20 protein-coding genes are annotated in these 23,492 nt (G+C 44.6%); 11 read left to right on the forward strand and 9 right to left on the reverse strand.

Translation table 11 applies throughout. From position 1 onward, the window contains the following. Position 1 precedes the first annotated feature (1 nt). From R2Q85_RS18820 to R2Q85_RS18850, 7 genes are all read right to left on the reverse strand, one after another. The gene (locus R2Q85_RS18820; protein WP_316813336.1) at positions 2–3,205 is read right to left on the reverse strand and encodes a TonB-dependent receptor; all 3,204 of its coding nucleotides are present in this window, start codon (positions 3,203–3,205) and stop codon (positions 2–4) included. Between the two features lie 84 nt (positions 3,206–3,289). Next, positions 3,290–4,042, reverse strand: a complete 753-nt coding sequence (locus R2Q85_RS18825; RefSeq protein ID WP_316813337.1) for a 3-oxoacyl-ACP reductase family protein — start codon at positions 4,040–4,042, stop codon at positions 3,290–3,292. Between the two features lie 10 nt (positions 4,043–4,052). After that, a complete protein-coding gene (locus R2Q85_RS18830) occupies positions 4,053–5,339 on the reverse strand; it encodes an MFS transporter (protein ID WP_316813338.1) in 1,287 nt (428 codons plus the stop codon). Between the two features lie 18 nt (positions 5,340–5,357). Continuing rightward, the gene (locus R2Q85_RS18835) at positions 5,358–6,239 is read right to left on the reverse strand and encodes an alpha/beta hydrolase (RefSeq protein ID WP_316813339.1); all 882 of its coding nucleotides are present in this window, start codon (positions 6,237–6,239) and stop codon (positions 5,358–5,360) included. Positions 6,240–6,262: 23 nt separating this feature from the next. Then, entirely contained in the window at positions 6,263–6,598 is a 336-nt protein-coding gene (locus R2Q85_RS18840) for a cupin domain-containing protein (protein ID WP_316813340.1), read from the reverse strand. A 6-nt stretch (positions 6,599–6,604) separates the two neighbouring features. Next, complete coding sequence (locus tag R2Q85_RS18845) at positions 6,605–8,740, reverse strand: heparinase II/III family protein (RefSeq protein WP_316813341.1); 2,136 nt, start codon at positions 8,738–8,740, stop codon at positions 6,605–6,607. Between the two features lie 32 nt (positions 8,741–8,772). After that, a complete protein-coding gene (locus R2Q85_RS18850; protein WP_316813342.1) occupies positions 8,773–9,513 on the reverse strand; it encodes a FadR/GntR family transcriptional regulator in 741 nt (246 codons plus the stop codon). A gap of 134 nt (positions 9,514–9,647) precedes the next feature. On the opposite strand from R2Q85_RS18850, the gene R2Q85_RS18855 reads away from it, so the two are divergent. From R2Q85_RS18855 to R2Q85_RS18890, 8 genes are all read left to right on the forward strand, one after another. Next, complete coding sequence (locus R2Q85_RS18855) at positions 9,648–10,202, forward strand: hypothetical protein (protein WP_316813343.1); 555 nt, start codon at positions 9,648–9,650, stop codon at positions 10,200–10,202. Positions 10,203–10,612: 410 nt separating this feature from the next. Next, entirely contained in the window at positions 10,613–11,257 is a 645-nt protein-coding gene (locus R2Q85_RS18860; RefSeq protein ID WP_316813344.1) for a DUF6266 family protein, read from the forward strand. A gap of 18 nt (positions 11,258–11,275) precedes the next feature. Further along, positions 11,276–11,914: a DUF6266 family protein gene (locus tag R2Q85_RS18865; RefSeq protein ID WP_316813345.1), complete on the forward strand. Its 639-nt coding sequence runs from the start codon at positions 11,276–11,278 to the stop codon at positions 11,912–11,914. 183 nt (positions 11,915–12,097) lie between these two features. Next, entirely contained in the window at positions 12,098–13,675 is a 1,578-nt protein-coding gene (locus R2Q85_RS18870) for a L,D-transpeptidase family protein (RefSeq protein ID WP_316813346.1), read from the forward strand. A gap of 20 nt (positions 13,676–13,695) precedes the next feature. After that, positions 13,696–15,735 carry a BatA domain-containing protein gene (locus R2Q85_RS18875; RefSeq protein ID WP_316813347.1) on the forward strand — a complete coding sequence of 680 codons (2,040 nt, stop codon included), beginning with the start codon at positions 13,696–13,698 and terminating at the stop codon, positions 15,733–15,735. Between the two features lie 26 nt (positions 15,736–15,761). Next, a complete protein-coding gene (locus R2Q85_RS18880; protein WP_316813348.1) occupies positions 15,762–17,021 on the forward strand; it encodes a dihydroorotase in 1,260 nt (419 codons plus the stop codon). Continuing rightward, entirely contained in the window at positions 17,014–17,685 is a 672-nt protein-coding gene (locus tag R2Q85_RS18885; RefSeq protein ID WP_316813349.1) for a hypothetical protein, read from the forward strand. The genes R2Q85_RS18880 and R2Q85_RS18885 overlap by 8 nt, the downstream gene beginning before the upstream one ends. A gap of 4 nt (positions 17,686–17,689) precedes the next feature. Further along, a complete protein-coding gene (locus R2Q85_RS18890; RefSeq protein WP_316813350.1) occupies positions 17,690–18,229 on the forward strand; it encodes a DUF4199 domain-containing protein in 540 nt (179 codons plus the stop codon). Here the strand turns inward: R2Q85_RS18890 and R2Q85_RS18895 are convergent. Together R2Q85_RS18895 and R2Q85_RS18900 are read right to left on the reverse strand one after the other, a co-directional pair. Next, a complete protein-coding gene (locus tag R2Q85_RS18895; protein ID WP_316813351.1) occupies positions 18,226–20,349 on the reverse strand; it encodes an ATP-binding protein in 2,124 nt (707 codons plus the stop codon). The two genes, R2Q85_RS18890 and R2Q85_RS18895, sit on opposite strands and share 4 nt — an antisense overlap. Before the next feature lie 58 nt (positions 20,350–20,407). Beyond that, positions 20,408–20,644 (reverse strand): hypothetical protein, encoded by a 237-nt coding sequence (locus R2Q85_RS18900; protein ID WP_316813352.1) that lies wholly within the window; start codon positions 20,642–20,644, stop codon positions 20,408–20,410. Between the two features lie 136 nt (positions 20,645–20,780). Here R2Q85_RS18900 and R2Q85_RS18905 point away from each other — a divergent pair, with 136 nt between their 5' ends. The 3 genes from R2Q85_RS18905 to R2Q85_RS18915 are packed head-to-tail and all read left to right on the forward strand — an operon-like array spanning position 20,781 to position 23,488. Continuing rightward, a complete protein-coding gene (locus tag R2Q85_RS18905) occupies positions 20,781–21,734 on the forward strand; it encodes a glycosyltransferase family 2 protein (protein WP_316813353.1) in 954 nt (317 codons plus the stop codon). Between the two features lie 3 nt (positions 21,735–21,737). Further along, positions 21,738–22,706 (forward strand): glycosyltransferase, encoded by a 969-nt coding sequence (locus R2Q85_RS18910; RefSeq protein WP_316813354.1) that lies wholly within the window; start codon positions 21,738–21,740, stop codon positions 22,704–22,706. After that, positions 22,703–23,488: a hypothetical protein gene (locus tag R2Q85_RS18915; protein ID WP_316813355.1), complete on the forward strand. Its 786-nt coding sequence runs from the start codon at positions 22,703–22,705 to the stop codon at positions 23,486–23,488. Before R2Q85_RS18910 ends, R2Q85_RS18915 begins: the two co-directional genes overlap by 4 nt. Positions 23,489–23,492 lie beyond the last annotated feature (4 nt).

The following is a 23,492-nucleotide window of genomic DNA, read 5'->3' on the forward strand; positions in this document are numbered from 1 at the left end:
TTTAAAAATTAAGATCTATACCAAACGTATAGGTACGGGCGATTGGAAATGCCCCCCGCTGATAGCCATCAATAAGCGGAGAGGAATACTGCGATGAGGTGGTCCTGGCCTCCGGATTGATGCCGCGGTAAGAGCCGCCCATCAGGTACACCACATTATCTGCTGAGGTATAAACCCTGAGCCCTTTTACCCCAATCTTTTTGGTGAATTTTGCTGGCAGCGTATAACCCAGGATCACGTTCCTGATGGCGGCGTAAGAACCGTCTTCAATTACATAGTCCGTCAGCAGCCAGTTTTCCCCATTGGTATAATAAGGCGTTTTTCCGTCACCGGGATGAGCAGCACTGATCCACCTGTTCTGGTTAAAATTCTCATTGTACCTTCTGGATTCATTGTAATTGGCATCGCCATTGATCACTTTTACCCCCTGCACCCCCTGTATCAGGATGTTCAGGTCAAAGCCCCTGTATTTAAAGGCATTGTTGATGCCCCAGGTAAAATCCGGAAAAGGCGTGCCCAGTGTGGTACGGTCATTCACATCAATTTTATTGTCCCCGTTTACATCCACAAACTTCAAACCGCCTGGTGCAAAGTATTTGGCAAGGGTAGAGGTCTGTCCATTGGCTTTTGCCTCGTCAATCTGCGCCTGAGAAGTCCATACCCCATTGGTTTTATAGCCAAAGAACTGTATGGCAGGCTGGCCTACAATGGCCGCGTAAATTTCATTGCGTTCCCCGTAATTGTACTGGAAAGGTTCCCCGCCCAGTTCCAGCAAACGGTTCCTGTTGGCCGAAAAGTTTAAGGCAGTGGTCCACTGGAACTTGTCATTTTTTAGGTTATTGGAGGTGAATTCTATTTCTATGCCCTGGTTTTTAACCCGGCCGGAGTTGTCAAAATATTCGAACGAACCACTAAAGGACTGGGTTGATCTTTTGTACAACAGCTTTTCCGTATTTGAATTGTAGTATTCTAAGGTTAAGCCAAACCTGTCCTTCATAAAGCCCAGGTCAATGCCGGTATTGAATTCAAAGGTGCGTTCCCAGGTGATGTTGGGGTTGGCCAGTACATCGCCATTTGGGGCAAGCCCCAGGTTCACATCGCCCGTTCCGCTTCCAAAAGCATAATTTCCCGGGTACAGTAAATTTTGAAAAGCAAAACTTTCGATCTTATTGTTTCCGGTAGCGCCATAACTGGCCCTTATTTTCATATTGCTCAGCCAGCTCAGGTTTTTCATGAACTCTTCTTTTGTAACTCCCCAGCCGGCAGAAACCGCAGGGAAAGACCCGTATTTTTGTCCTTTTGCGAAATAAGAACTTCCGTCCATCCTGTAGCTCAGGGCCAGGAGGTACTTGTTCTTGTAATCATAGGTCAAACGGCCCAGGTAAGAGATGAGGCCGATACGGTCCTTTAAGGTCCTGGTCAGCGCCTGGTCAATCTGGCTGGCCTGGTTCAGGGTTTCAAATTCATCAGTCGGGAAATTCCTGCCCACGATATTCGATTCTTTGATCATCGTTTGCTGCGTTGTAAAACCCAGTAAACCTGTAAAATTGTGGTTGCCCTTGGTCAGGTTGTAGTTTAATGTATTTTCGAACAGCAGATCCAGGTAGTTTTTGGTGTATATGGTCGCTTCGTTCACATCTCCGTCCTTCCTTGCACTGGATTTGGTGAACGTATTGTTTTCCTGCTGGGAAAAATAGCCCCCAACAGAACTCTTGAAGATCAGGTTTGGTAAAAACTTAATGCTAATGTCCCCACTGCCGAGCATTCTGTAAGTCTGCTGGTCACGGGTTTCCCTCGCCGCAATAGAAAGCGGGGTATTGTTGCTGGTGGCAAATGGTTCCACCGGCCCGGTGCTGCTCCAGAAAGTGCCATCGGGCATGGTACCCGAATATTGCAGGCCGTTAAAATGACGGGCCTGCACAAAATCTCCGGGAAGGATACCTGACCATTGCGCATTCTGGTGAACATAAGCGGCAGTAAAGTCATTGTGATAAACCGGCAGGAAAGAGCCAAATCTGAAATAATCGGTAAAATTAACCGCCGGCCGTTGTGTTTTAATGTAAGAAGGATTAAAGTTGATGCTGAAATCAACCTTTTTACCCAATGCCCCGTCTACCTTTGCTTTCACATTCAGGCGCTCGTTGTCACTGTATTTTAAGATGGCCTGATCTTTCTGCCCACTTGCAGAAATGTAATATTTTAACTCCTTTTTACCGCCCGAAATACCCAGCTGGATATTGGCAATGGAGGCCTCCTGCAAAGCTTCCTGCTGCCAGTCCGTAGGCAGCCCGCTGATCTGGTCCTCGATGATGTAAGCCGCCCTTTCGGGGCCGGTGATCAGGTTTTTGCCATTGGCCGGTACGGTTGGGTCATTTTCCCTTAAGGCCGCCTCGGCAAACAGCATTTTGGTATAATCGGTAATGCTCATGATCGGGTTCAGCGCATAGGGTTTTTTAAAGCCATAGTAAGATTTAACCGAATATTTTGGTTTGTCCGAGATGCCACTTTTTGTGGTGATCAGGATAACACCGTTGGCAGCCCTTGAACCATATATCGCACCCGATGCGGCATCTTTTAATACCTCTATGGATTCGACATCCTGGGGATTAACAAAAGACAGCCCGTCAGGTACCGGATAACCATCAACCACCACCAATGGCTGGGAGTTGGCACTGATGGAACTGAATCCACGGATCCGGACTATAGGATCTGCGCCAACCTCAGAACTTACGTTCTGAATGGTAACCCCGGCAATTTTCCCGATGAGGGCATTGTCCAGCCTCGAGGTTGGGATCTCATCCAGGTTGTCATTCTTTAACTTGCTTACAGCGCCGGTTACTGATGATTTTTTCTGCGTTCCGTAACCAATTACAATCAGTTCGTTCATCGTGTTCGGACTTTCCTGTAAGGTGATGGTGATCGTTGCAGCGCCTTTTACGGCGTAAGCCTGGGCCTGGTAACCCAGGTAATTGAATAAAAGCAGCTTGCCGATCTCGGCATTGATGCTAAATTCCCCTTTGTTATTGGTTACGGTTCCCTGTTTGGAATCTTTAATGGTAACAGAAGCACCTGGCAATGTTTCCCCGGCCGGGGATTTCACCAGGCCCTGTATTTTTACCCTGCTTTGTGAGAAGCCCGGGCTGGAAAATAGAAAACAGGAAAATACAAGGAGGAATATACCCCGTAAGTAAACTTTCGAATTCATATTTATGTTGATTTATATTTGGTTTAGGTTTAGCGGGTGCTTATTTATGCGGTCAGCAGTGTTTAAGCACCCGCTGGATAGGGGTTATGAAAAGTTTAAACCACCATTGATGTCTATATTGGTACCGGTAATGTAACTGGCCTGATCTGAGGCCAGGTATACCACCAGGTCTGCAACTTCCGATGCGGTACCTTCCCGTTTTAACAAAGTCGCATTGGCTACATTAACCCTTACTTCGGGTTTGCTGAAAGTGTCATGGAAAGTAGTCGCAATCATGCCCGGTAATACGGCATTTACACGGATATTTTTAGGCCCCAGTTCTTTGGCCAGTGACCTGGTATAGGTCATGATCCCGCCTTTAGCCGTTGCATAAGCGCTTGCACCCGGACCGCCGCCATCCCTGCCTGCCAGTGAAGACAGGTTAACAATCGCAGCACCAGATTTCATATAGGGGATGCTTGCCTTGCTCACCAGGTATACACTCTTCAGGTTCAGGTCCATTACCGCATCCCAGAATTCTTCGTCCAGTTCTAAGGTTGGTTTTCTGGCTACCATACCGCCCGCAACATTCACAAGGATGTTGATCTCTTCGCCAAAGGCCGCCCTGGTCTGGTCGATCAGCTGCAGCACTTCAGCTGATTTGGTCACATCCGCTTTAACGATGATCGCTTCGCCGCCCTGATCTGTAATCAGTTTCAGGGTTTCTTCTGCATTCGCGATATTGCCATGATAATTGATCACAACTTTAGCACCTTCCTGTGCAAGCTGACAAGAAACAGCTCTACCGATATCCCTGGACCCGCCAGTTACAATTGCGACTTTATTTTTTAAACGCATATTCTATTTTTTATTGATGAATTAATTTTTTAGAGGTGATGTATCTGATGCATACCCAGGTGATCGGAACCAGTACTGCGGCCAGCACGAAAAAGGATACGTAACTTGTTTGCGTAATGATGGGGACTGCCCAGGTAGTCAACAGCGTCCCGGCTACAGCAGCAGTACCGCCCATTCCGGCAACTGTGCCCACATTTTTGCCATTAAAATAATCGCTGGGCAGTGTCTGGATGTTCCCGATTAAAAACTGAAACCCAAATAAAGTACAGCCAATCAGTACCATGGCCAGGCCCGGGTTGTCTTTAAGGCTATCCAGCCGGTAAACTATGGCCAGCAGTGAAACCAGCATCAGCACACAGCCCAGGGCAATGGCATTTTTACGGGCTTTAACTGCAGTTATTCCGCGTTTAACCTGCCGGGATGAATAATAGCCCCCGGCCAGGCTCCCTATAGCAGCAAACAGATATGGCAGCCAGGTAAAGGCACCGATCTGTTTGATGTCGAACAGGAACTGCTCTTTTAAAAATGTGGGTAGCCAGGTCACAAATAACCACCATACCGGGTCAATAAAGAACCTGCCCATGATAATGCCCCAGGTGTTCCTGAATTTCAGCAGCTCCCTCCAGCTCAGTACCGGTGCTGTTTCCACAGTGCTGCTGCCCTCCGGATCAGTATCCAGGATGTAGTTGCGTTCTTTCTCTGTCAGCCAGGGGTGTTTTTCAGGGGCCGCCTTATTGATGATCAGCCATGGGATCACCCAGATCAGGCCAAGTACAGCAATCAGGACAAAGGTCAGTTTCCAGCCAAAAGCAATATACAGCAAGGCAATTACGGGCGCAGAAATTACCGATCCTAAAGATGCCCCGGCCCCAAAAATACCCTGTGCTATGGCCCTTTCCTTTGCAGGGAACCATTCCGCATTACTCTTGGTAGCACCAGGCCAGTTGCCTGCCTCGGAAAATCCCAGCATAAACCTGAAAATATTAAAGGACATCAGCGAACGGGCAAAAGCATGCAGGGCAATAGATACACTCCATCCGATGATGGAAAGGGTCATGCCCAGTCTGGTGCCCACCGCATCCATCAGTTTTCCGGTAAAAGTCTGGCCCAGGGCATAGGCAATCATAAAAAAGGTGGTAATCAGTGCCAGCGCATTTTTATTGTCCGCATCTGCAATTCCGAATTCCTTATAAATGTAGGGCCACATGATGTTAATGGCACTCCGGTCAATGTAATTGATCACTGTTGCAAAAGCAATCAATGCAATAATGTACCATCTTAATCCTTTTACTTTCATCTCTTCTTTATGATCCGTTTATAGCCCCAGGCTTTTTAAAAATTCCATGATCTTTGCATTTACCCTGCTGTTCTCTTCAGCGGGAAACTTTCCGTGCAAACCTCCTTTAACCGTAATGAATTCATTTTTTACGCCCAGTTCATCCAGCTTTGCTTTCAGGGCTACAGATTGCTCATAAGGCACAATTGGGTCGGCATCCCCGTGTACAATGAATACAGGCGGGCTGCTTTTCTTAACCTGGTACAAGGGCGATACAGACCTGGCAAAATCCTGGTCCTTTGCTTTAGCTCCCAGCCAGCTGGTGGCAGATTTGCTCGTTTTTAGTTTACCGTATCCCCAGTCCCATACATCGGTAATCCCATATTTGTCAATAATGGCGGCAACTTTAATGTTTGCTGTACCCTTACAATTGGTATCAAAAACAGGGTTGTTTTCCAGCAAGCCGCCCATTAAGGCCAGGTGCCCGCCTGCAGAGCCACCCATGATGACAATTTTGTTGACGTCGATATTTAGCTTTTTGGCATTGCTGATCAGGTAGATCAGCGCACAGCGCGTATCTTCAACCGCTGCAGGTGCAGTGGCAACACCGGTTAAGCGGTAAGCAATGTTGGCCACCGCATAGCCTCTTTTAAAGAATCCGCTGAAACCCGTCTGCGATTCCTTATTTCCTTTGTTCCATCCTCCGCCGTGAATGTTGATCACCACCGGAGCAGGAGCGCTTTTAACAGGTGGGAGGTAAAGGTCCATCTTTCCTTCCCAGTCGTTCACTTTGGTATAAACTACATTCAGCTGTTCCGTAAAACCCGCCGGGTAGGTCACTTTTTTTACTGCAGCACTGTCCTGGGCATGCAAGGCATGAAAAGCGAAAAACAGTGCACAAAATAAGATCATTTTCTTCATCTGATATCGGTTTAAGGTTAATGCTATAAGAAATCTTCCCGGTGCGGAGCGAATACATCAATAAGAACCCCAGGTTCTATGCATACACAGCCATGCCATACATGCGGAGGGGCGTAAAAGCCATCGCCTTTTTTGATGATTTTTTTTTCCTCCCCGATGCTCATCTCAAATACCCCGCTTTCCACATAGGTAACCTGCGAATGGCGATGTTCATGCAGCACACCTATGGCCTCGGCCTCAAACTTTGCTTTGACCAGCATAATGTGATCATCATATCCATATATCTTCCGTTTAATCCCATTTCCCAGGTCTTGCCATTGTATTTCTGTATCTATTTGAAATAAGTTGTGCTGTAACATCACGTATTAATTAAGTTTTATAAAATTTTCTTTCTGCTGATAATTGATCTGCCAGGTGTACAGTTTGCCCTTAACTTTAAAGGAAACCCTAACCTGGTCTTTGCTGCTGCCGAGGATCTTCAGGTCGCTCACTTTACTGCTGGCCCCGGTTGTGGTTTCGCTCACCGGATTGGTACGGCCATGGGTTTCGGTCACATTAAAGAAAACCTGGTTGGCAGATCTGGCCGATGAAAGCATAAAGGCCTTGCTCTCTACCAGGCTCATATCAGGATCATTGGCCCCGAGCAGCAGCATTTTTAAATTAACAGCAGTATCGGTAGCAAAATGAACTGTGTAAAAACGCTTGTTGTTTAAAATACTCAGGTAGCCTGATTTTTCTTTTACCGGCTGATCTGCGTTTAACCAGATGTGCTCATATCCGTATTTTTCACCCAATGGTTTTAACTCATTCCTAAAGGCATTTATCTTTGGCGAGGCATCCACAATATGTCCTTTGTACCAGAAAGGCAGGTCATATTGGTGTGGCTTTGCGGCCAGTACCTGGAACACATCTATCAGCAGGGGCTTAGCCAGTTCTGCTACTTTAAGCAAAGCCGATGTCCGGATCATCTGTACCTCCGGATAAGCATTTTTTTCTATGGCGCTAACTACCTGCAGGTTTTTATCGCTTTTAAAGTATAGTATTTCCGGATGACTTTGCTGGGCCAGTTCGGCATTTGCCTTATAATTGGAAGTCTGGTCTACCACCAGGGTATTGTGGGCGATGGTTTGTTTGGCCCAGGTTTTATTTTCAGGGAGGTAGTCACCACCTTTTTTTGATTCAATATTGATGAACCTAGCCGATCCGTAATCAGGAAAAATCTCCACCCCGTTGTCGTAATACAGTAAGTTCAGGCGGTCAAAATGCCCGTGTCCCATTCCTTGGGAAGCCGCTTTCAACAGCAGTACCTGCTGGTCATCATTGTTCCCATACCTCAATATGCCCAGGCCCCCTTCTGTACCCGAAGCGCCGTCTTTGATCAACTGCGACTGGTAGGAAAATGGTTTGGCTTTACCCGCCTGAAGATCTGCTGCCACCTTTAGCCCGGCATCGGAAACGATCACTTCTGCCTGTCTTTGGGCTACATCCAGCAATTCTGCTGCAGGTTTAATGTCCGCATAGGCAATGTCAACCCCGTACACCAGTTCCGGTGTTTCGTAGGTTTTTCCTTTTACGGCATCATTGACCGGGAAAAATGTGCCATCTGTATAGGTCAGTTGTAAAGTTGTATTTATGGCTTTGGCCAGTAACTGGTTGCGGTATTCAAAAATCTTAAGTTCCGGCTGGAAGTTATGGATGGCTTTGGCAAAGAGGATAAAGGGAAGTAAGGCATACCTTTGATAATAAGGACCTTCGGTATAATAGCCATCGGGCGAGAACAACTGGTCAACCTGGGCGAGGTAGCCGGTCTTGCCATCTTTGGCAGAACCCTTTATCGCCATTTCTACATATTCCGGCTTGTTCAGTACATAACCGGTCATCCCCACGGCTGCAATATCCCAGGTGCCGTGATTGTGGATCTTATCAAAGGTCTCTTTACAGTCCACAGTAAAGAATTTGAGCATGGGCTCAAATAAACCTGAATTTATAGTGGCGCGGTTCTTCGCAGAAATGGCCTCATAAACCATATCATAGCCCTGTATGGTATACACCTGCCATACAAAATCATTTAAGCTTTGCCAGAAAATCCTGCCAGCCTGGTGGTTTTCTTTTCTTTTGGGATGCAGGGGCCATTTGCCGTAATCCGCTGCATACTTTAAGAGTATGTTTTCTACATAAGCCGCGTATTTTTTATCGGCGGAGAGCTGATAGGCAATGCCGCAGTTCAGTATATTGCTGTAATTTTTTTTATGCTGCTCGTGTGTAGCCCCCCCGCCTGCATCTTTCGGTTCAGGCACAAGGATGGGCTCTGCCAATGCTTTATCGGCATCTGCTTTTACCTTCTTGTAAGACGCCTTTAATAAAGGATAAGTCTGCACTCCCTTTCTTACTGCCCCGATATTTTTTTTCGTGAGCATGATGCCGGGATGTTCCTGAGCCGAAGCGGACAGGTAAAACATCAGGCAATATATGGCCATTACCAACTTTTTTAAGTAGTTCATATGCATTTAAAAAGAAATGGGAATTTTAGTCCTTAGTTTTTGTCATTAATGATGTGTTGTGCGGAAAATCCGGCTTTGCTAATTTGAAACATGTCATTCAGGTGGGTGGCTACCGCATTTTCTGCTGCATCTATATCCTGGTTCTCTATAGCTGTAAGTATATTTCTATGCTCAGCTATGGCCAGCTTTCCGCGGTTATCCCCACATATCTTGTTTTCTACAATGCTTTTGATCAGATCGGGGATGAGAATAAGGATCATCGACTCGATCACAGAGTTTTTGGATGCCCTGGCAATAGCAATGTGAAACAGCATGTCTTCCTCAACGGCATCCTGGTTGTTATTGGTCTTGTTTTCATAATCGATCAGCGCCTCTTTTAAGTTAACCAGGTCCTGCGCCGTTCTTCTTTCTGCAGCCAGTTTTACAGCATCCAGTTCCAGGTAGTACCTCGCTTCTAAAAGGGCATTGAAATCCTCTTTGTTGAATTTGATGATATCGGTGATGATGTTGTCCAGTACCTTAATGCTCAAACCTGAAACATAGGTTCCGCTTTGCGGATTGGTTCTGAGTAAACCGTAGAATTCTAATTTTAAAATGGCTTCCCGCACATAACTGCGCCCAACCCCAAATTTCTCTGCCAGTATCCTTTCAGCGGGCAGCCTGTCGCCGGGCTGCAATTGTCCGCTTGTAATGAGTTGTTTGAGTTGCCCGATGATCTTGTCAACCGGAGATTCCACTTCAATAGATTTAATGGTTTCTATAAATGATTTCATAACGTATATTTGGTCTACCAATTATTGGTTAACCAAATATAGGTAATAAAATAAGCATTCCAAATTTTTACTCATTTTTTGATGTTGCCTGTTGGCGAAATGTATTATACAAAGTATTTGTTAGTTTTGCAGTCATGAAAAAAAACCTACTATTATCCCTGACCCTCATCTTGTTAATGGCAGCAACATCCTGCAACAAGATTAAAGAAGCAACAGAGCGTGACATCAATATTACGCCGGATGCTGTGGAATTTACCATGCCAAAAATTATTTCTACCACAGAACTTAAGGTAGTTGATGTAGCTGCACCTATTGATATAGATGCAATGATTAAAGCTAAGGCCGACCAGTTTGGTGTTAAAAACCTTAGAAATGTAAGGATAACTTCATTAAAACTGGACATCATCAGCGGCATGGATGATGCAAATAACTTTGCAAATATTGAATCCCTGAGTGCAAAGATTGAGGCTACAGGACAAGCCGCACTGACCATTGCTTCGGTTGCCAATAATCCTGATGTAAAGGCAGGCACATTGGTGATCCCGGTTACGGCGGGTTCAACTGAGCTGAAAAGCTATTTAACTGCTGGAAATTTTAAATATACACTTTCATTTAAGGCCAGAAGAGTAACGGATAAAGAATTGCGCATTCGTGCTACAGCCACCTATCAGCTTACAGTAGGTTTGTAAAGAAAACTTTTTTATTTAAGCTTTAAAACGGGCATCCAATCATTTGGCTGCCCTTTTCTTTTGCGCTGACCTTTGCTGGCCTACATGGGCAAGGCCTTTTTACATCATTATTAATGAATATATAATAAATACATAGTGAATACATAATGAAAACATAATGAAAACATAATTATAATACCGTTAAGTTACCTTTATAATACCCTTGGAATACCGTTGGAATACCATATGTGGTATTCCAACGGTATTCCAAGGGTAGTTCAATGGTATTTTAATTATGTTTTCATATCATCTTCATTTAATTATCATATTATTGTCATTAATAAATTTTATAATCTGATGCATCATTTATGATGCTATCTTTGCATCGCTTATTATTAAGACAATTAAAGAAGCTAACCAGATTTTAAATTATGGCCATTACAGAAAACGGTCCCGGGGGTAACCATAGGGGCAGAATAGGAAATGTGGTGTACTACATGCTGAACGGTAAAAACGTATCCCGTGGCATTGGACGCAACATTAAACCGCCTACTGAATTGCAGCTGCAATACAGGATGGGAACCAAAATGTCCAGCATCCTGCTCAAGCGTTTAAAGGAATTTCTCGACATCGGCTTTGGCCTGTTGGCCATCAAAGCAAAGGACAACGCTTACAATGAAGCCGTCAAGGCAAATAAAAAGAACATCATTACCGGCACTTATCCCAATCTGGAATTTGCTTACGATCAGTTGCTGCTCAGCAAAGGGGAGCTAAAACCTGCCCAAAACTGTATCGTGCTGCCAACAGCGGATGGGTTGCAGTACAGCTGGGACACTGATCCGGAAATGGCCTGGCCGGAAGCTACTGACCAGGTGATGATGCTGGCCTACTTTCCAGAGAAGGACAAAGTTTTTACCAACCTTTTTGGCAACAGCAGGTTATCGGGGCTTGATGTGCTGGAAATTCCGCCAAGCCTGCAGGGCGAATACATGGAAACTTACGTCTCTTTTATTGCCGCCAACAGAAAACAAGTGGCGGACAGCACTTATACCGGGCATTTCAACCTGGAACCTTAACCATTAAATTTTTAAGTCATGGGTATACAACAATCGGGGATATTCGGTCCTTTCCGCAATAAAGTAGGACCAGCAGTTGGCCGCCACCACATGGGGCAGGACCTGCTGACTGCGCTCCCGCATCCCGTTAAACGGAAAGCTACAGCGAAGCAGGCGGAAGCGCGGTTGAAATTTGGCCTGCTCAATAATTTTTTAAAAAAGATAGCGCCACTGGTAAATGTTGGGTTTAAAACCTTTGTTAAACAAAATACGCCTGTAAATGAAGCTTTTTCCTACAATTATGACCGTGCTTTTGTAAAGCAGGGCGAGGAATGGCTGATCAACTATCCGGAAATAATCTACAGCAGGGGCGATGTGCTTAGCCCTGAAGGGGTGCAGGTAACATCTGCTGAGGGGAAAATTACCTTTAGCTGGCTGCCCCAGAAACAATCGGCTTATTGCCAGTTCACAGATCAGGCCAGTTTCCTGGTCTATAATCCGGCAAAGAAAATGAGGATGATTTTGAAGGTTGCTGTAAAGCGGAACGCACTGAGCTTTGTAATGGAAATGCCTGTTGATTTTCCAGGTGATGCGGTGCATTGTTACATGAGCTTTGCCTCGGCGAATGGAAAAATGCAGGGTGATAGTTTGTATGTTGGAGCGGTAGAGGTGGTGTAAAAAAAAGGTTTTGCACCCAGTTGAGGGAAAAAATTACCTTCTCAGAGAAGACATAGCACCTTTCCCGATTCTTCATCGGGAATTGTGCCGTCTTCGAAGAGAACGGTTATTTTTTATGGCACTTCTTTTGTTCAACCCTTCTTATACATTTAAATTAAGCTATTTTTGTACAATACTGCCATTTTGAAGAAACTCTTATTCCTGATTGTTCCCTTTTGTTTGATGCTGCATGCCTGCAGCTGGTTTAAAGATACCCCCGAAATTGGGGTTAAACTGGCCGAACATTTCGACAATAAGCTGTATAAGAAATTTGATACTGCCGAGTACAATGTCATTTTTAAAAGACACCTGGATTCGCTGCAGGGAAGTTTCTCCAATCCAAATACAGTTAAAGCCTTTTACAAAAGTAATAACGATGAGCCCAGGCTGGTCACTAAATATTTTGTCAGCGGTGCGCTGGATACCCTTAAAAATTACATCAGCAGGAGTGAGTTACACGGTTTGAACCCTGAGGTTTTCCGGTATAAAAAGCTGAAAATGCTGCTGGATGAATTGTCGGCTAATAAATTTAAGTCTATTGCTGAAGTTTACCCGGTAGTGGCTGATCTTGAACTGAACACAGCAGAAAGCCTGATCAGGTATAACAACACCATTTATTATGGGGCCTTAAATCCGCGGAAACTGCTGTCCAGGTATTATGTGCCGGTAAAGCGGCCAGATAGCAGCAGTATGATTGCGGTACTGGCTACCGATAACCTGGAGAAATTGCTGCTGGATATACAGCCGGCATCAGAAAGTTACAAAGCCCTGCAGCGTGCCATGCTCAGTTATGAGCAACAGGGAAAAAAAGAGGAACCGGCTTTAAAAACCCTGCTGGTAAATATGGAAAGACTGAGGTGGAAATTGCCCGATCTTGGAGCAGAATATGTGGAAGTAAACATTCCTGATTTTACCTTAACCTGGTTTAACGGACAGGATACGTTAAGCCATATGAAGGTTTGTGTAGGCGGCGCGCGCGAAAAGGATTATGCAGAAAAAATAAAACTGTACCTGAAATCGGGAAACCTGGATGATAAGCCTAAAAACCATGAAACCCCTATTTTATATAGCAAACTGAATTCTATACAGGTAAACCCGATATGGAACATCCCGGTGAGCATTGCCAGGAGCGAAATTTACTGGCAGGCAGTACGGGATCCTTATTATCTATCCAATAACAACATCCGGGTATATTATAAAGGAAAGCTGGTTGGCGATCCGGATACGATACAATGGAACAAATACCCGCGTGAAAAACTGCCTTTTCAGTTTAAACAAGGCTCGGGAGATGGGAATGCCCTGGGTAAATTCAAATTCATTTTTGACAACGGATCGAGCATTTACCTGCACGATACCAATAATAAAAGTGCTTTTGCCCGGAGCAACCGGGCCATCAGCCATGGCTGTGTAAGGGTAGAGCGGCCTTTGGAATTTGCCGAAAAGCTGGTTAAAGATAAATACCAGTATGACCAGCTGAGGATGGAAGTGAACCTGCCGCCAATTGATCCCACCAAAATGGAAGTGTACCGGAAAAAACTGGCAAAAAAAGCAGATACGCTGAACATTTTTCAGTTGAAACCGAAATGGTTTGGCACCAAAAAACAGGTGCCACTGATCATCAATTACGTAACAGCATGGCCGCAAAGTGGCAGCATCCAATTCAGACCGGATGTTTATGGCCTGGATGAAACTTTGTATATTGCTATGAAGAAATTCATGTAAATTGCTAACTTTGTTTTTTAATGAATTTCCTATATCCAGGTTTTCTTTTTGCCCTGCTGGCAGTAGCGATTCCTATTGTCATTCACTTATTCAATTTCAGGAAATTTAAAAAGGTTTATTTCAGTAATGTTGCTTTTCTTACTGCGATACAGGAGCAAAATTCTTCCAGGGAAAAGCTGAAGCATTTGCTGATACTGGGCAGCAGGATTTTAGCGGTCGTTTTTTTGGTACTAGCCTTTGCCAGACCTTTTATCCCGGTTTCGGGAGCAAATAAGCAAATTTCCGGACCTAATCTGGTTCATATTTATATCGACAATTCTTACAGCATGGAAAGCCTGAACAAGGAAGGAAGCCTGCTGGACGAAGCCAAACGAAAAGCGAAAGAAATTGCCGGTGCTTATGGGATGACCGACCAGTTTAAACTGCTGACCAATGATTTTGAGGGTAAGCACCAGCGGGCGGTAAACCGGGAAGAACTGATCAGCATGCTGGATGACATCAAAATATCGGCAAGGAACAGGTCTTTGCAGCAGGTGATCAACCGGCTGGAAACACCTGTTTCTGCCAATAAAAATGAAGTGGCTTATCTGCTGTCTGATTTTCAAAAAGGCTTTGCAGGTACCCGGCAGCTGCAAACAAATCCTGCACTGGGTTTCTCTTTTATAAAATTAAATGCCAACAGTCTGCCCAATATTGGGGTAGATAGTGTTTGGAGCTTATTGCCTGTACATTTACCCAATCAGACTGAGCAGTTTGTGGTACAGCTGCACAATTATGGGGATGAGGATGCGGAGGATGTACCTGTAAAACTAAGGATCAATAATCAGCAAAAGGCCATCAGTACGGTTAAAATTGCGGCTGGCAAGACACTTAATGATACGCTTTCTTTTAGTGGAATGGCGGCAGGATGGCAAAAAGGGATATTGAGCATCAAAGATTTTCCACTTACTTTTGATGATGAACTGAGTTTTACCTTTAAGGTGGCGCCCGACCTGAAGGTGTTGAGCATCAGCGGCAACCCCGCAGAAAAGGCCATAAAATCAGTTTTTGCTACAGATGCGTATTTCAAGCTGACCGAAATGCCGGAGTCTAACATCAGGTATGCTGATTTTCCGGAATACGGTCTGATTGTCCTGGACGGTTTAAAGGAGCCATCTTCGGGATTGGCACAACAGCTGAAAGGGTATGTAGCGCATGGCGGATCGGTAGTGATATTTCCAGACCTGGAAACCAGCGCTGCGGTTTACAACCCCTTTTTAACGGGCTTATCGCTTCCTGCTATTGCTGCCTTGAATGTCGGGCCTGCCATTGCAGGTACCATAGCGCCTGGAAATTCCTTATTTAAGGAGGTGTTTGATGAGCTTGCGCCCAATATAGACCTGCCGGTGGTAAACCGCTACCTGAGTTATGCCGGGCAAAATTCCGGCAATAAAGAAGACATCCTGAAATTGCCTTTAAATAAATTCCTGATGGCAAAATTCCAGCTGGGGCCAGGTAAAGTGTATTTAGCGGCGTCTTCATTAAACAGTAAGGACGGCAATCTGGCCAGGCACCCGGTATTTGTACCGATGATGTTTAAAATGGCTTTTTCGGGCAGCAGGGAGCAACCGTTTTATTATACCCTGGGGAAAAGCGAAGTGCTGGAAAATGACAGGATAAACCTTGCGGCCAACCAGTCCTTAATTTTGGTTTCAGATGGCTTTGAAGTAATCCCGGAGCTCAGGCAGACAGCTGGAAAAACACTGTTGTATGTGGCCGACCAAATAAAAAAACCGGGTTTTTATAACCTGAAACTGGCTGATTCTACTTTATCGGTAATGGCTTTTAACGATGACAGATCAGAATCGGACATGCATTATGCTACAGAAAATGATTTAAAAGCTTTGTTTAACCGGAAGGACATGGCATTCTATAATGCTAAAAAAGATGCGTTGTCTATGCACATCGCGCTAAAAAATAACCCTATTGAGTTATGGAAACTTTGCCTAATTTTGGCTGTTGTTTTCTTAGCTATTGAAATATTACTGATCAGATTTTTTAATCCTACAAAACCATCATGAGTTTACCATCAAAAACAGCAAACAACATGAATTTTCTACTAACCGGCGTAACCGTTGCCGATCCCAACAGTAAATTTAACCGGCAGACAGTTGATGTGCGTGTAGAACAGGGTAAGATTATTGCAATTGGCCAGAAACTAGCGAACAAAGGAGAGGAAGCAATTGATGGAAAGGGATGCTTGCTTTCGCCAGGTTTTTTTGACCTGAACTGTGCCATCGGCGATCCGGGTTTTGAAACCAAAGAAGACATTGGCACGGCCACAGCAGCGGCTATGGCCGGAGGCTTTACCGGTCTGGCGGTTTTGCCGCACAGCAGTCCGGTAGTGCAGTCTAAAGCAGAGGTGGCCTATATTGTAAATAAAGCAAAAAACAACCTGGTAGATGTACTGCCGGTAGGGGCAATCAGTCAGAACCTGGAAGGAAAAGAGCTTGCGGAGCTTTACGATATGAAAAGGGCAGGTGCAGTGGCATTTTCTGATGGCACTAAACCGATCACGGACGATGGTTTCATGAGCCGGGCCTTACAATATGCCAAAGGTTTTGAAGGCTTGCTGATGGTGTATCCTGAAAATAAATCGATAGCGGGCAAATCGCAGATCAATGAGAGCAGGAACAGTGTGCTGCTGGGCATGAAGGGTGTACCTGGTTTGGCCGAAGAGCTGCACATCAGCAGGGATATATTTCTGGCAGCTTACCACGATGCGCCGGTACACATCAGCAATATTTCTACTGCCGGATCGGTGGCGCTGATCAAAAAGGCTAAAAAGGACGGACTGAAGATTAGCTGTGATGTAGCGGCACACCAGCTGGTATTTACGGAAGAGTTACTGGCTGATTTTGACAGCAATTATAAGGTAAAACCTCCCTTGCGCGGCAAAGCGGATGTAAAAGCTTTGCTGACGGGTTTAAAGGAGGGGACCATAGACGCGGTAAGCTCACAGCACCGTCCGCATGAAATTGAGTTTAAGGATGTGGAATTTGAAATTGCTGCTTATGGCATTATTGCGCTGCAAACGGTATTGCCACTCCTGCTGAAAGCCGGGCTGGATGCAGAACAGATTGCTGTTAAATTGTCGGTAAACCCGCGCAAGTTGCTGGGCCTTGCTGTTCCGGTGATCGAGGAAGGGGCGGATGCTAATTTTACGGTATACAACCCTGCTGAGGAATGGCTGTACAATGCAGACAGCAATTTTTCCAAATCGGCCAACTCTCCATTAATGAATCAGAAATTAACCGGTAAAGTAAAACTGGTATATAATAACAAACAATTACAAGTGTATGGATAATCATGTAAAAACAGCGCTGATCGCGTCGCTGGATAAGTTTGGCGCCGCTTCAGGAAAAGATTCGATACAGCTGGAAGATCGCCTGATCGAGGTGTTTAGCAAAGACCTGGGGTTTTTGGAAAAGGTGGAAGAGTTTGATGAGGCTTTCGATGAGCATCCTGCTTTTGAAGAGTTGAGGGAAGTATTCTTTGACCTGCTGATGATCAATTTCTTTGCCAGTGATGTGAAAAAACTGGAAGAGGATTACCTGGATTCGGAAGAATGGGCGGATATTGAAGAGGATACGATTGACAGGGGTACGGAACTGCTGAACCTGCTCTTGTATATTAACGAATGTCATGACGAAAAGATCAACCCGGAACTGGATGATTTTCTGAAAGAGTTTTTACTGGTAGAGGAGGATGAGTTCCAGGATGAATTCCACATTTATGAAGACCTGATCAGCAACCAGCAACTGGTAGAGAGCAGTGTGGAAGACATTTGCAGCCATGTGGGTATGATGGAGCTGTCGGAGGAAATGGAAGATTTATTTGTACCTTTTATGGTGTTCTTCCATCAGCCAAGGGCGAACGACAAGATCATCAAAGATCTGGAAACGTACAGTGCCAACAAGGAATTTGATGTAGCAGTATATACTTTGATTGCTGCGTTTAATGTAAACTAAGGGGATGGAAATAGAGGAACAAAAACAAGAAGCTTTAAAAACACCCAATGCACTGGCTTTTAAAAGTGCATTGGCCTATGCCATTTATTTTCTGATACTGATCTATATTTTTAAAGCGGCGGGCATTGACCAGAACAACCCGGACAGCTCTGCGATAGATAAGCTGGTTTATTCTGTAGCTTCTTATCTGCCGTTTATCCTGGCGGTTGTATATGTGCAAACCAATTATAAAAAGGAACTGGGTGGGTATATTTCTTTTAAAGCTGCATTTTCTGCAGGTTTTAAGGTTGCTGCTTATGCAGGTTTGTTTATCGCGCTGGTGCTGATGCTGTATTATAAGGTATTAGATCCTGCTGCTTATGAGCGGCTGATAGACAGTGCCCGCGCGGCGGCTGAAGGTGATCCGCAAAAATTAAAAGGGGTGGAAATGATGCAATCGTACATGATATTTTTTATTGGGTTCGGGGCAGCGATCACTTATACGATAATGGGACTAATCACCAGTTTGATTGGTGCGGCGATCCTTAAAAAAGAGGCAGTTTAATCCGGCTTTTTGCCGAGTACTTTAACCAGGGCTGCAATCAATTCCGATTCTATAAATGGTTTGCCTACCCATCCGGAAAAACCTTGTTTTAAAAGGGTCTTTTCTTCCGGAGGTTCGGAGTTTCCGCTGATGATGATGACCGGTATCTGGTTTAGGGGCTTTTTTAAGGCGCGTATGGCCGATAAAAGCTGATGACCGTCCATTTCCGGCATTTGCAGGTCTGTCAGTACAAGCCTGATCTGCTCCCGGCTGATGATTTCCAGGGCTTCCCTGCCATTGGCGGCCTGATGAAACCGGACATTCCATTTGGCTGTCATTACTTTAAGGAACATTAAATTGAGCTCATTGTCGTCAACAGCGAGGATGCTGGCCCCGTTGAGGAGGGATGCTGCGTCCTGCTTTTCCTGAGCAGCCTCCTGATCTTTTTTATAGGGGATAAAGAAGCTGAATGTTGTTCCGCTACCCGGAATGCTTTTTACGCTGATTTTTCCGGCCTGCATTTCTACCAGCTGTTTACAGATAAATAAACCCAGACCGGTACCTACCTGTCCTTTAGCAGAACTGGTCTGATAATATTTGGAAAACAGGTTTACCTGCTGTTCTGCAGAGATGCCTTCTCCCGTATCGGTTACATCAACCTGCAGCATCGTGGTTTCTCCGGTAAGGAGTTCGGCATTTAAGGTAATTCCGCCCTTAACGGTGTACTTGATGGCGTTACTGAGCAGGTTGACCAGTATTTGTTTCAGCCTGAAGTTATCCCCCAGGACCAGGGCGTCTTTGCTGCCTTTAAAATGATATTGGAAGCTGAGCTGTTTTTTGGCTGCACTGTAACTCATGCCCTCCATGACCTGGTTGATGGTATGATCAGGATTGAAGGGCTCGGTTTCTATCTTCAGTTCGCTGTTTTCCATTTTGCCGGCATCGAGTGTGTCATTCAGGGTACGCAGGAGCATATCAGAAGAACTTTTTATGGATTCCAGCATTTCCGTCTGCCGCTCGGACAGGTTGGTTTTTCCAAAAATGTACAGGAAACCTTTTATGGCGGTAAGCGGATTGCGGATCTCGTGGCTCATGTTGAGCAGCAGGTCCATTTTTTGCCGTGCTATTTTTACTGCCCTTTCGTTTTCTCCGCGCAGCAGGCTTTCCGCTTTGTTGAGCTGTATGATGAATACAATGAGAAGTATGGCAAAGAGGATGACCAGGCATAAAGCCGTAAAATAGAATTTGTTGAGCAGGGAGGTGGTTTCCTGGTAATTTTTAAGGGCCATCGCCTTCAGCTCATTGGTAAAATTATAATTGATCGCTTTCAGGTCGTTTACAATGCGCTCCAGTTCATTGCTGATCTGGGTGTTTACGATGATCAGTTCGCGCTGCATGTTGAGCAGGTTGAGGTAATGGTCGTGAAGCTGTCTCAGCTTTTTTCCGTTTTCTGTTTGCTGTACGGTGATGACTTTATGTAGTGTGTTTTCAGAGACATTGACCTGGTTGTTGTGTATGATTTCCAGTGTTTTCCCGTTACCCGCGTTTTTATTGGCAATGGCATCTCTGATCCGGCTAAACAAACCCTTTTTTTCTGCTGGGATGACCTTTCTTATCGTATCGGTGTTAGCATTTACCTTTTTTTCCAGGGTTTTAAGCGGCTTGCCCGCAACAGCTGTTTCTTTACTTACCTGGGTGTTGAATTCGGCATAGACGGTAAGCAGGGAATCGAAATTGCTTTTGGTCAGGAGCAGGCGGTCAGATAATTTTACTTTGTTCCGGTACCATTCTTTTACCCGTGCGGATTGGATCCTATTGAGGCCGTTAGTATCTGTCTTTGCTTTAAGCAGGGTATCTATCTTAAGAAACACCAGATTTAATTTTAACTTGTAACCGGAGCTGCGGGAGCCATTGGTATCGGCCAGGGATTCCTGAAAATCATCTTCGGCCTGACGGAGCAGTACCAGTACCTGGTCGGGGTTTACTGTAGAATGGACCTGGCTGGCCAGTTTTGTGGTGGCAGCAAGTTCAGTGGTAATTTTATGGCGTACAAAAAGTGCGGCTACAGCAAGAACTATGCATATGGTAAGTAGTGCCAGGAGGATTTTCCTGGCCAGGAGTCTGGTATAGGTAGGCTTCATTTACAGGCCAAAAGTACGAAAAATAAGCAGATGTGGCAATTAAGGTATAACAGAACAGCTAGGCCAGCTGTTCATGAAGCATAATGCGGTCTTTAATGGCGTCCAGTAATGGAAGTTCAAGTTTACAATCCAGGCTTTGCCGGTAATGGTGCTGGTCTTCTAGGTCTATTTCAATGGTCGCCATGCGTTCCTGCTGCTCATTAAAGATCTGGTAATGCGCATCATCTAACACTGTGATGTTGAAAAAATGTCCGGAACCATGGTTGTCGGCCACTTCTATGCTGAACTGTTCCATAATAACTGAATATGATATTATTTTTTAACAAACTGAATAACAGATTGTTCGGTTTTCCTGTAAATTTTTTTGGCCGTTATATAAAAGGCATGAACAATTTCGATAAGTTTGCAAATTGTTTTAGCGTTATAAGCACATGGATATTTCTATAGTAATCCCATTGTATAATGAAGATGAATCTCTTCCTGAATTAACGACCTGGATAGCTAAGGTAATGCGGGAGCATGGCTTCTCTTATGAAATTCTTTTTGTAGATGATGGGAGTACGGATGGTTCATGGGCGGTGATTGAGGAGCTGAAAAAAGAATTCGATGCGGTTAAAGCAATAAAATTTAGACGGAACTATGGCAAATCGGCTGCTTTAAATGTGGCTTTTGCTGCTGCGGAAGGCGAGGTCATCATTACCATGGACGCCGATCTGCAGGATAGCCCGGATGAAATACCGGAACTTTTCCGCAGGATAAAAGAAGAAAAATTTGACCTGATATCGGGCTGGAAAAAGAAACGCTACGATCCGGTTACGAAAACCATCCCTACTAAATTGTTCAATGCGGCTACACGCAGGATGTCGGGCATACAGCTCAACGATTTTAACTGTGGTTTAAAGGCTTACCGCAAAGATGTCGTCAAGACCATCGAAGTTTATGGAGAGATGCACCGTTATATCCCGGTGATCGCCAAATGGGCCGGATTTAAAAATATTGGCGAGCAGGTAGTGGAACACAGGGCGAGGAAATACGGGGTGACCAAATTTGGATTGAGCCGTTTTATCAATGGCTTTCTGGATCTGCTGTCTATCTTTTTTGTAGGTAAGTTTGGCAAACGTCCGATGCACTTTTTTGGTTCGCTGGGGGTATTGAGCTTTTTGATCGGAACGTTTATGGCCATCTGGCTGATTGCGGTAAAGTTATACCACATTTCGATGAATACGCCTTATAAGCGGGATGTGACCGACCAGCCTTTGTTCTATATTGCTTTGGTGGCCATCATCGTAGGTTCGCAGTTGTTCCTGACCGGATTTGTTGCAGAACTGGTTACACGTGCTGCACCGGAACGCAACCATTACCTGATTGAAAAGGAGATTTTGTAAGCCATGTTTTTTTCCATCATTATTCCCCTTTATAACCGTCCGCAGGAAATTGACGAATTGTTGCTTACGCTGACCCGTCAAACTTATACCCAGTTTGAGGTTTTGGTGATTGAAGATGGTTCTGTACTGGATGCAAAGGCCATTGTGGCCAAATATGCCGATAGACTGGACGTAAAATATTTTTTTAAGCCCAACGAAGGGCAGGGCTTTAGCCGTAATTATGGGTTTGAAAGGGCAAAGGGTGATTTTTTTGTGGTTTTTGATTCGGATTGCCTGATCCCTGAAGATTACCTGGAGGTGGTGCGGGATTATTTATACGAGCATCAGCTGGATGCTTATGGCGGGCCTGATGCTGCCCATGAAAGTTTTACACCTGTTCAAAAAGCAATCAGCTATGCCATGACTTCGCCTTTTACCACAGGGGGGATCCGCGGAAATAAAAAGCATATTGGCCGGTTCCATCCCCGCAGTTTCAATATGGGCGTATCACGTGAGGTGTGGGAAAGGGTAGGTGGCTTTATTTTGACCCGTTTGGGAGAGGACATTGAATACAGCATCCGGATTCATGAAAATGGCTTTAAAACGGGGTTGATACCCGGCGCTAAGGTTTACCATAAAAGACGGACCAGTTTTGCGCAGTTTTATAAGCAGCTCCATTTTTTTGGCCGCGCCAGGATAAATATTTATAAACATTTTCCGTCCGAGCTTAAGCTGGTGCATTTTTTTCCGGCTGTTTTTACCTGTGGGGTGGGATTTACCCTGCTGATGAATATATTTTATTGGCCTTTGGCGTATTTGTGTAACTTTATACTGTTAATTTATCTGATGTTGATATTTTTTCATTCCTGGCAGGTCAATCAGTCGTTAAAGGTGGCATTTTTGAGTATTATTGCTGCGTTTATACAACTGACAGCCTATGGCTTAGGGTTTATACAGGATTTTATTAAAAGAGTAGTATTCAGACAACAATGATTGAGTTTTTAAAGGAAAGTACATTTACTGTAAATGAAACGATAGGCAAAGCATGGGCAGTAACCAAAAGGAATTACTTTTCTATTGCAACGCTTTGCTTTTTGATGTTCATTACCTCCAATGCATCGGGTTTAATGGCATTTTTTCTGAAGGATGTGAACAAGGGCTTAAGTGTGCTCATGGCTTTCTTTTTTGTGATGTTCTATTTCACCATCAATCTTTCTCTTTTTAAATATATATTTCATCTGCTGGATGATGAGTTCAATGTGAGTATTGTCAATACGATTCCGACAAGGAGACAGATCATTCGTTTCCTGGTGGCCATGTTGTACTTTATGCTGTGTATCATCGGTGTTTATTCGATCGTGATCCTGATTGCCTTTCCTTTTATATATACCGGGATCAAAATGGAGATCATCACCAATATTGCGATATCCGTTGGGATCATTGCCATATTCATCACCTGGATCAGGATATCTTTTTTTCCCTTTTTTATCATTGATAAGAACCTGCCGCCTTTTCTTTCTATTAAATTTAGCCTGGCAACGACCAAAGGAAACTTTACCAAAATTCTGCTGCTCTTATTGGTGCTGGGTGGTTTTCATGTGCTGTACTTGTTTTTCAGTTACCTGAAATGGCCGGTTATTGCTTTTTTTATTAATGTGCTGAGCTCCTTTATTATTGTTCCTTTGTCCAGTGTGGCCCTCACCATAGCCTACCGGAAAATGATGAGCGAGTATAAGGGTGAAGGTGAACCGGATATCATTCATAATATAGTTTAATACG

The organism is Pedobacter heparinus, assembly GCF_032678725.1.
In the GTDB taxonomy this organism is placed as follows: domain Bacteria; phylum Bacteroidota; class Bacteroidia; order Sphingobacteriales; family Sphingobacteriaceae; genus Pedobacter; species Pedobacter heparinus_A.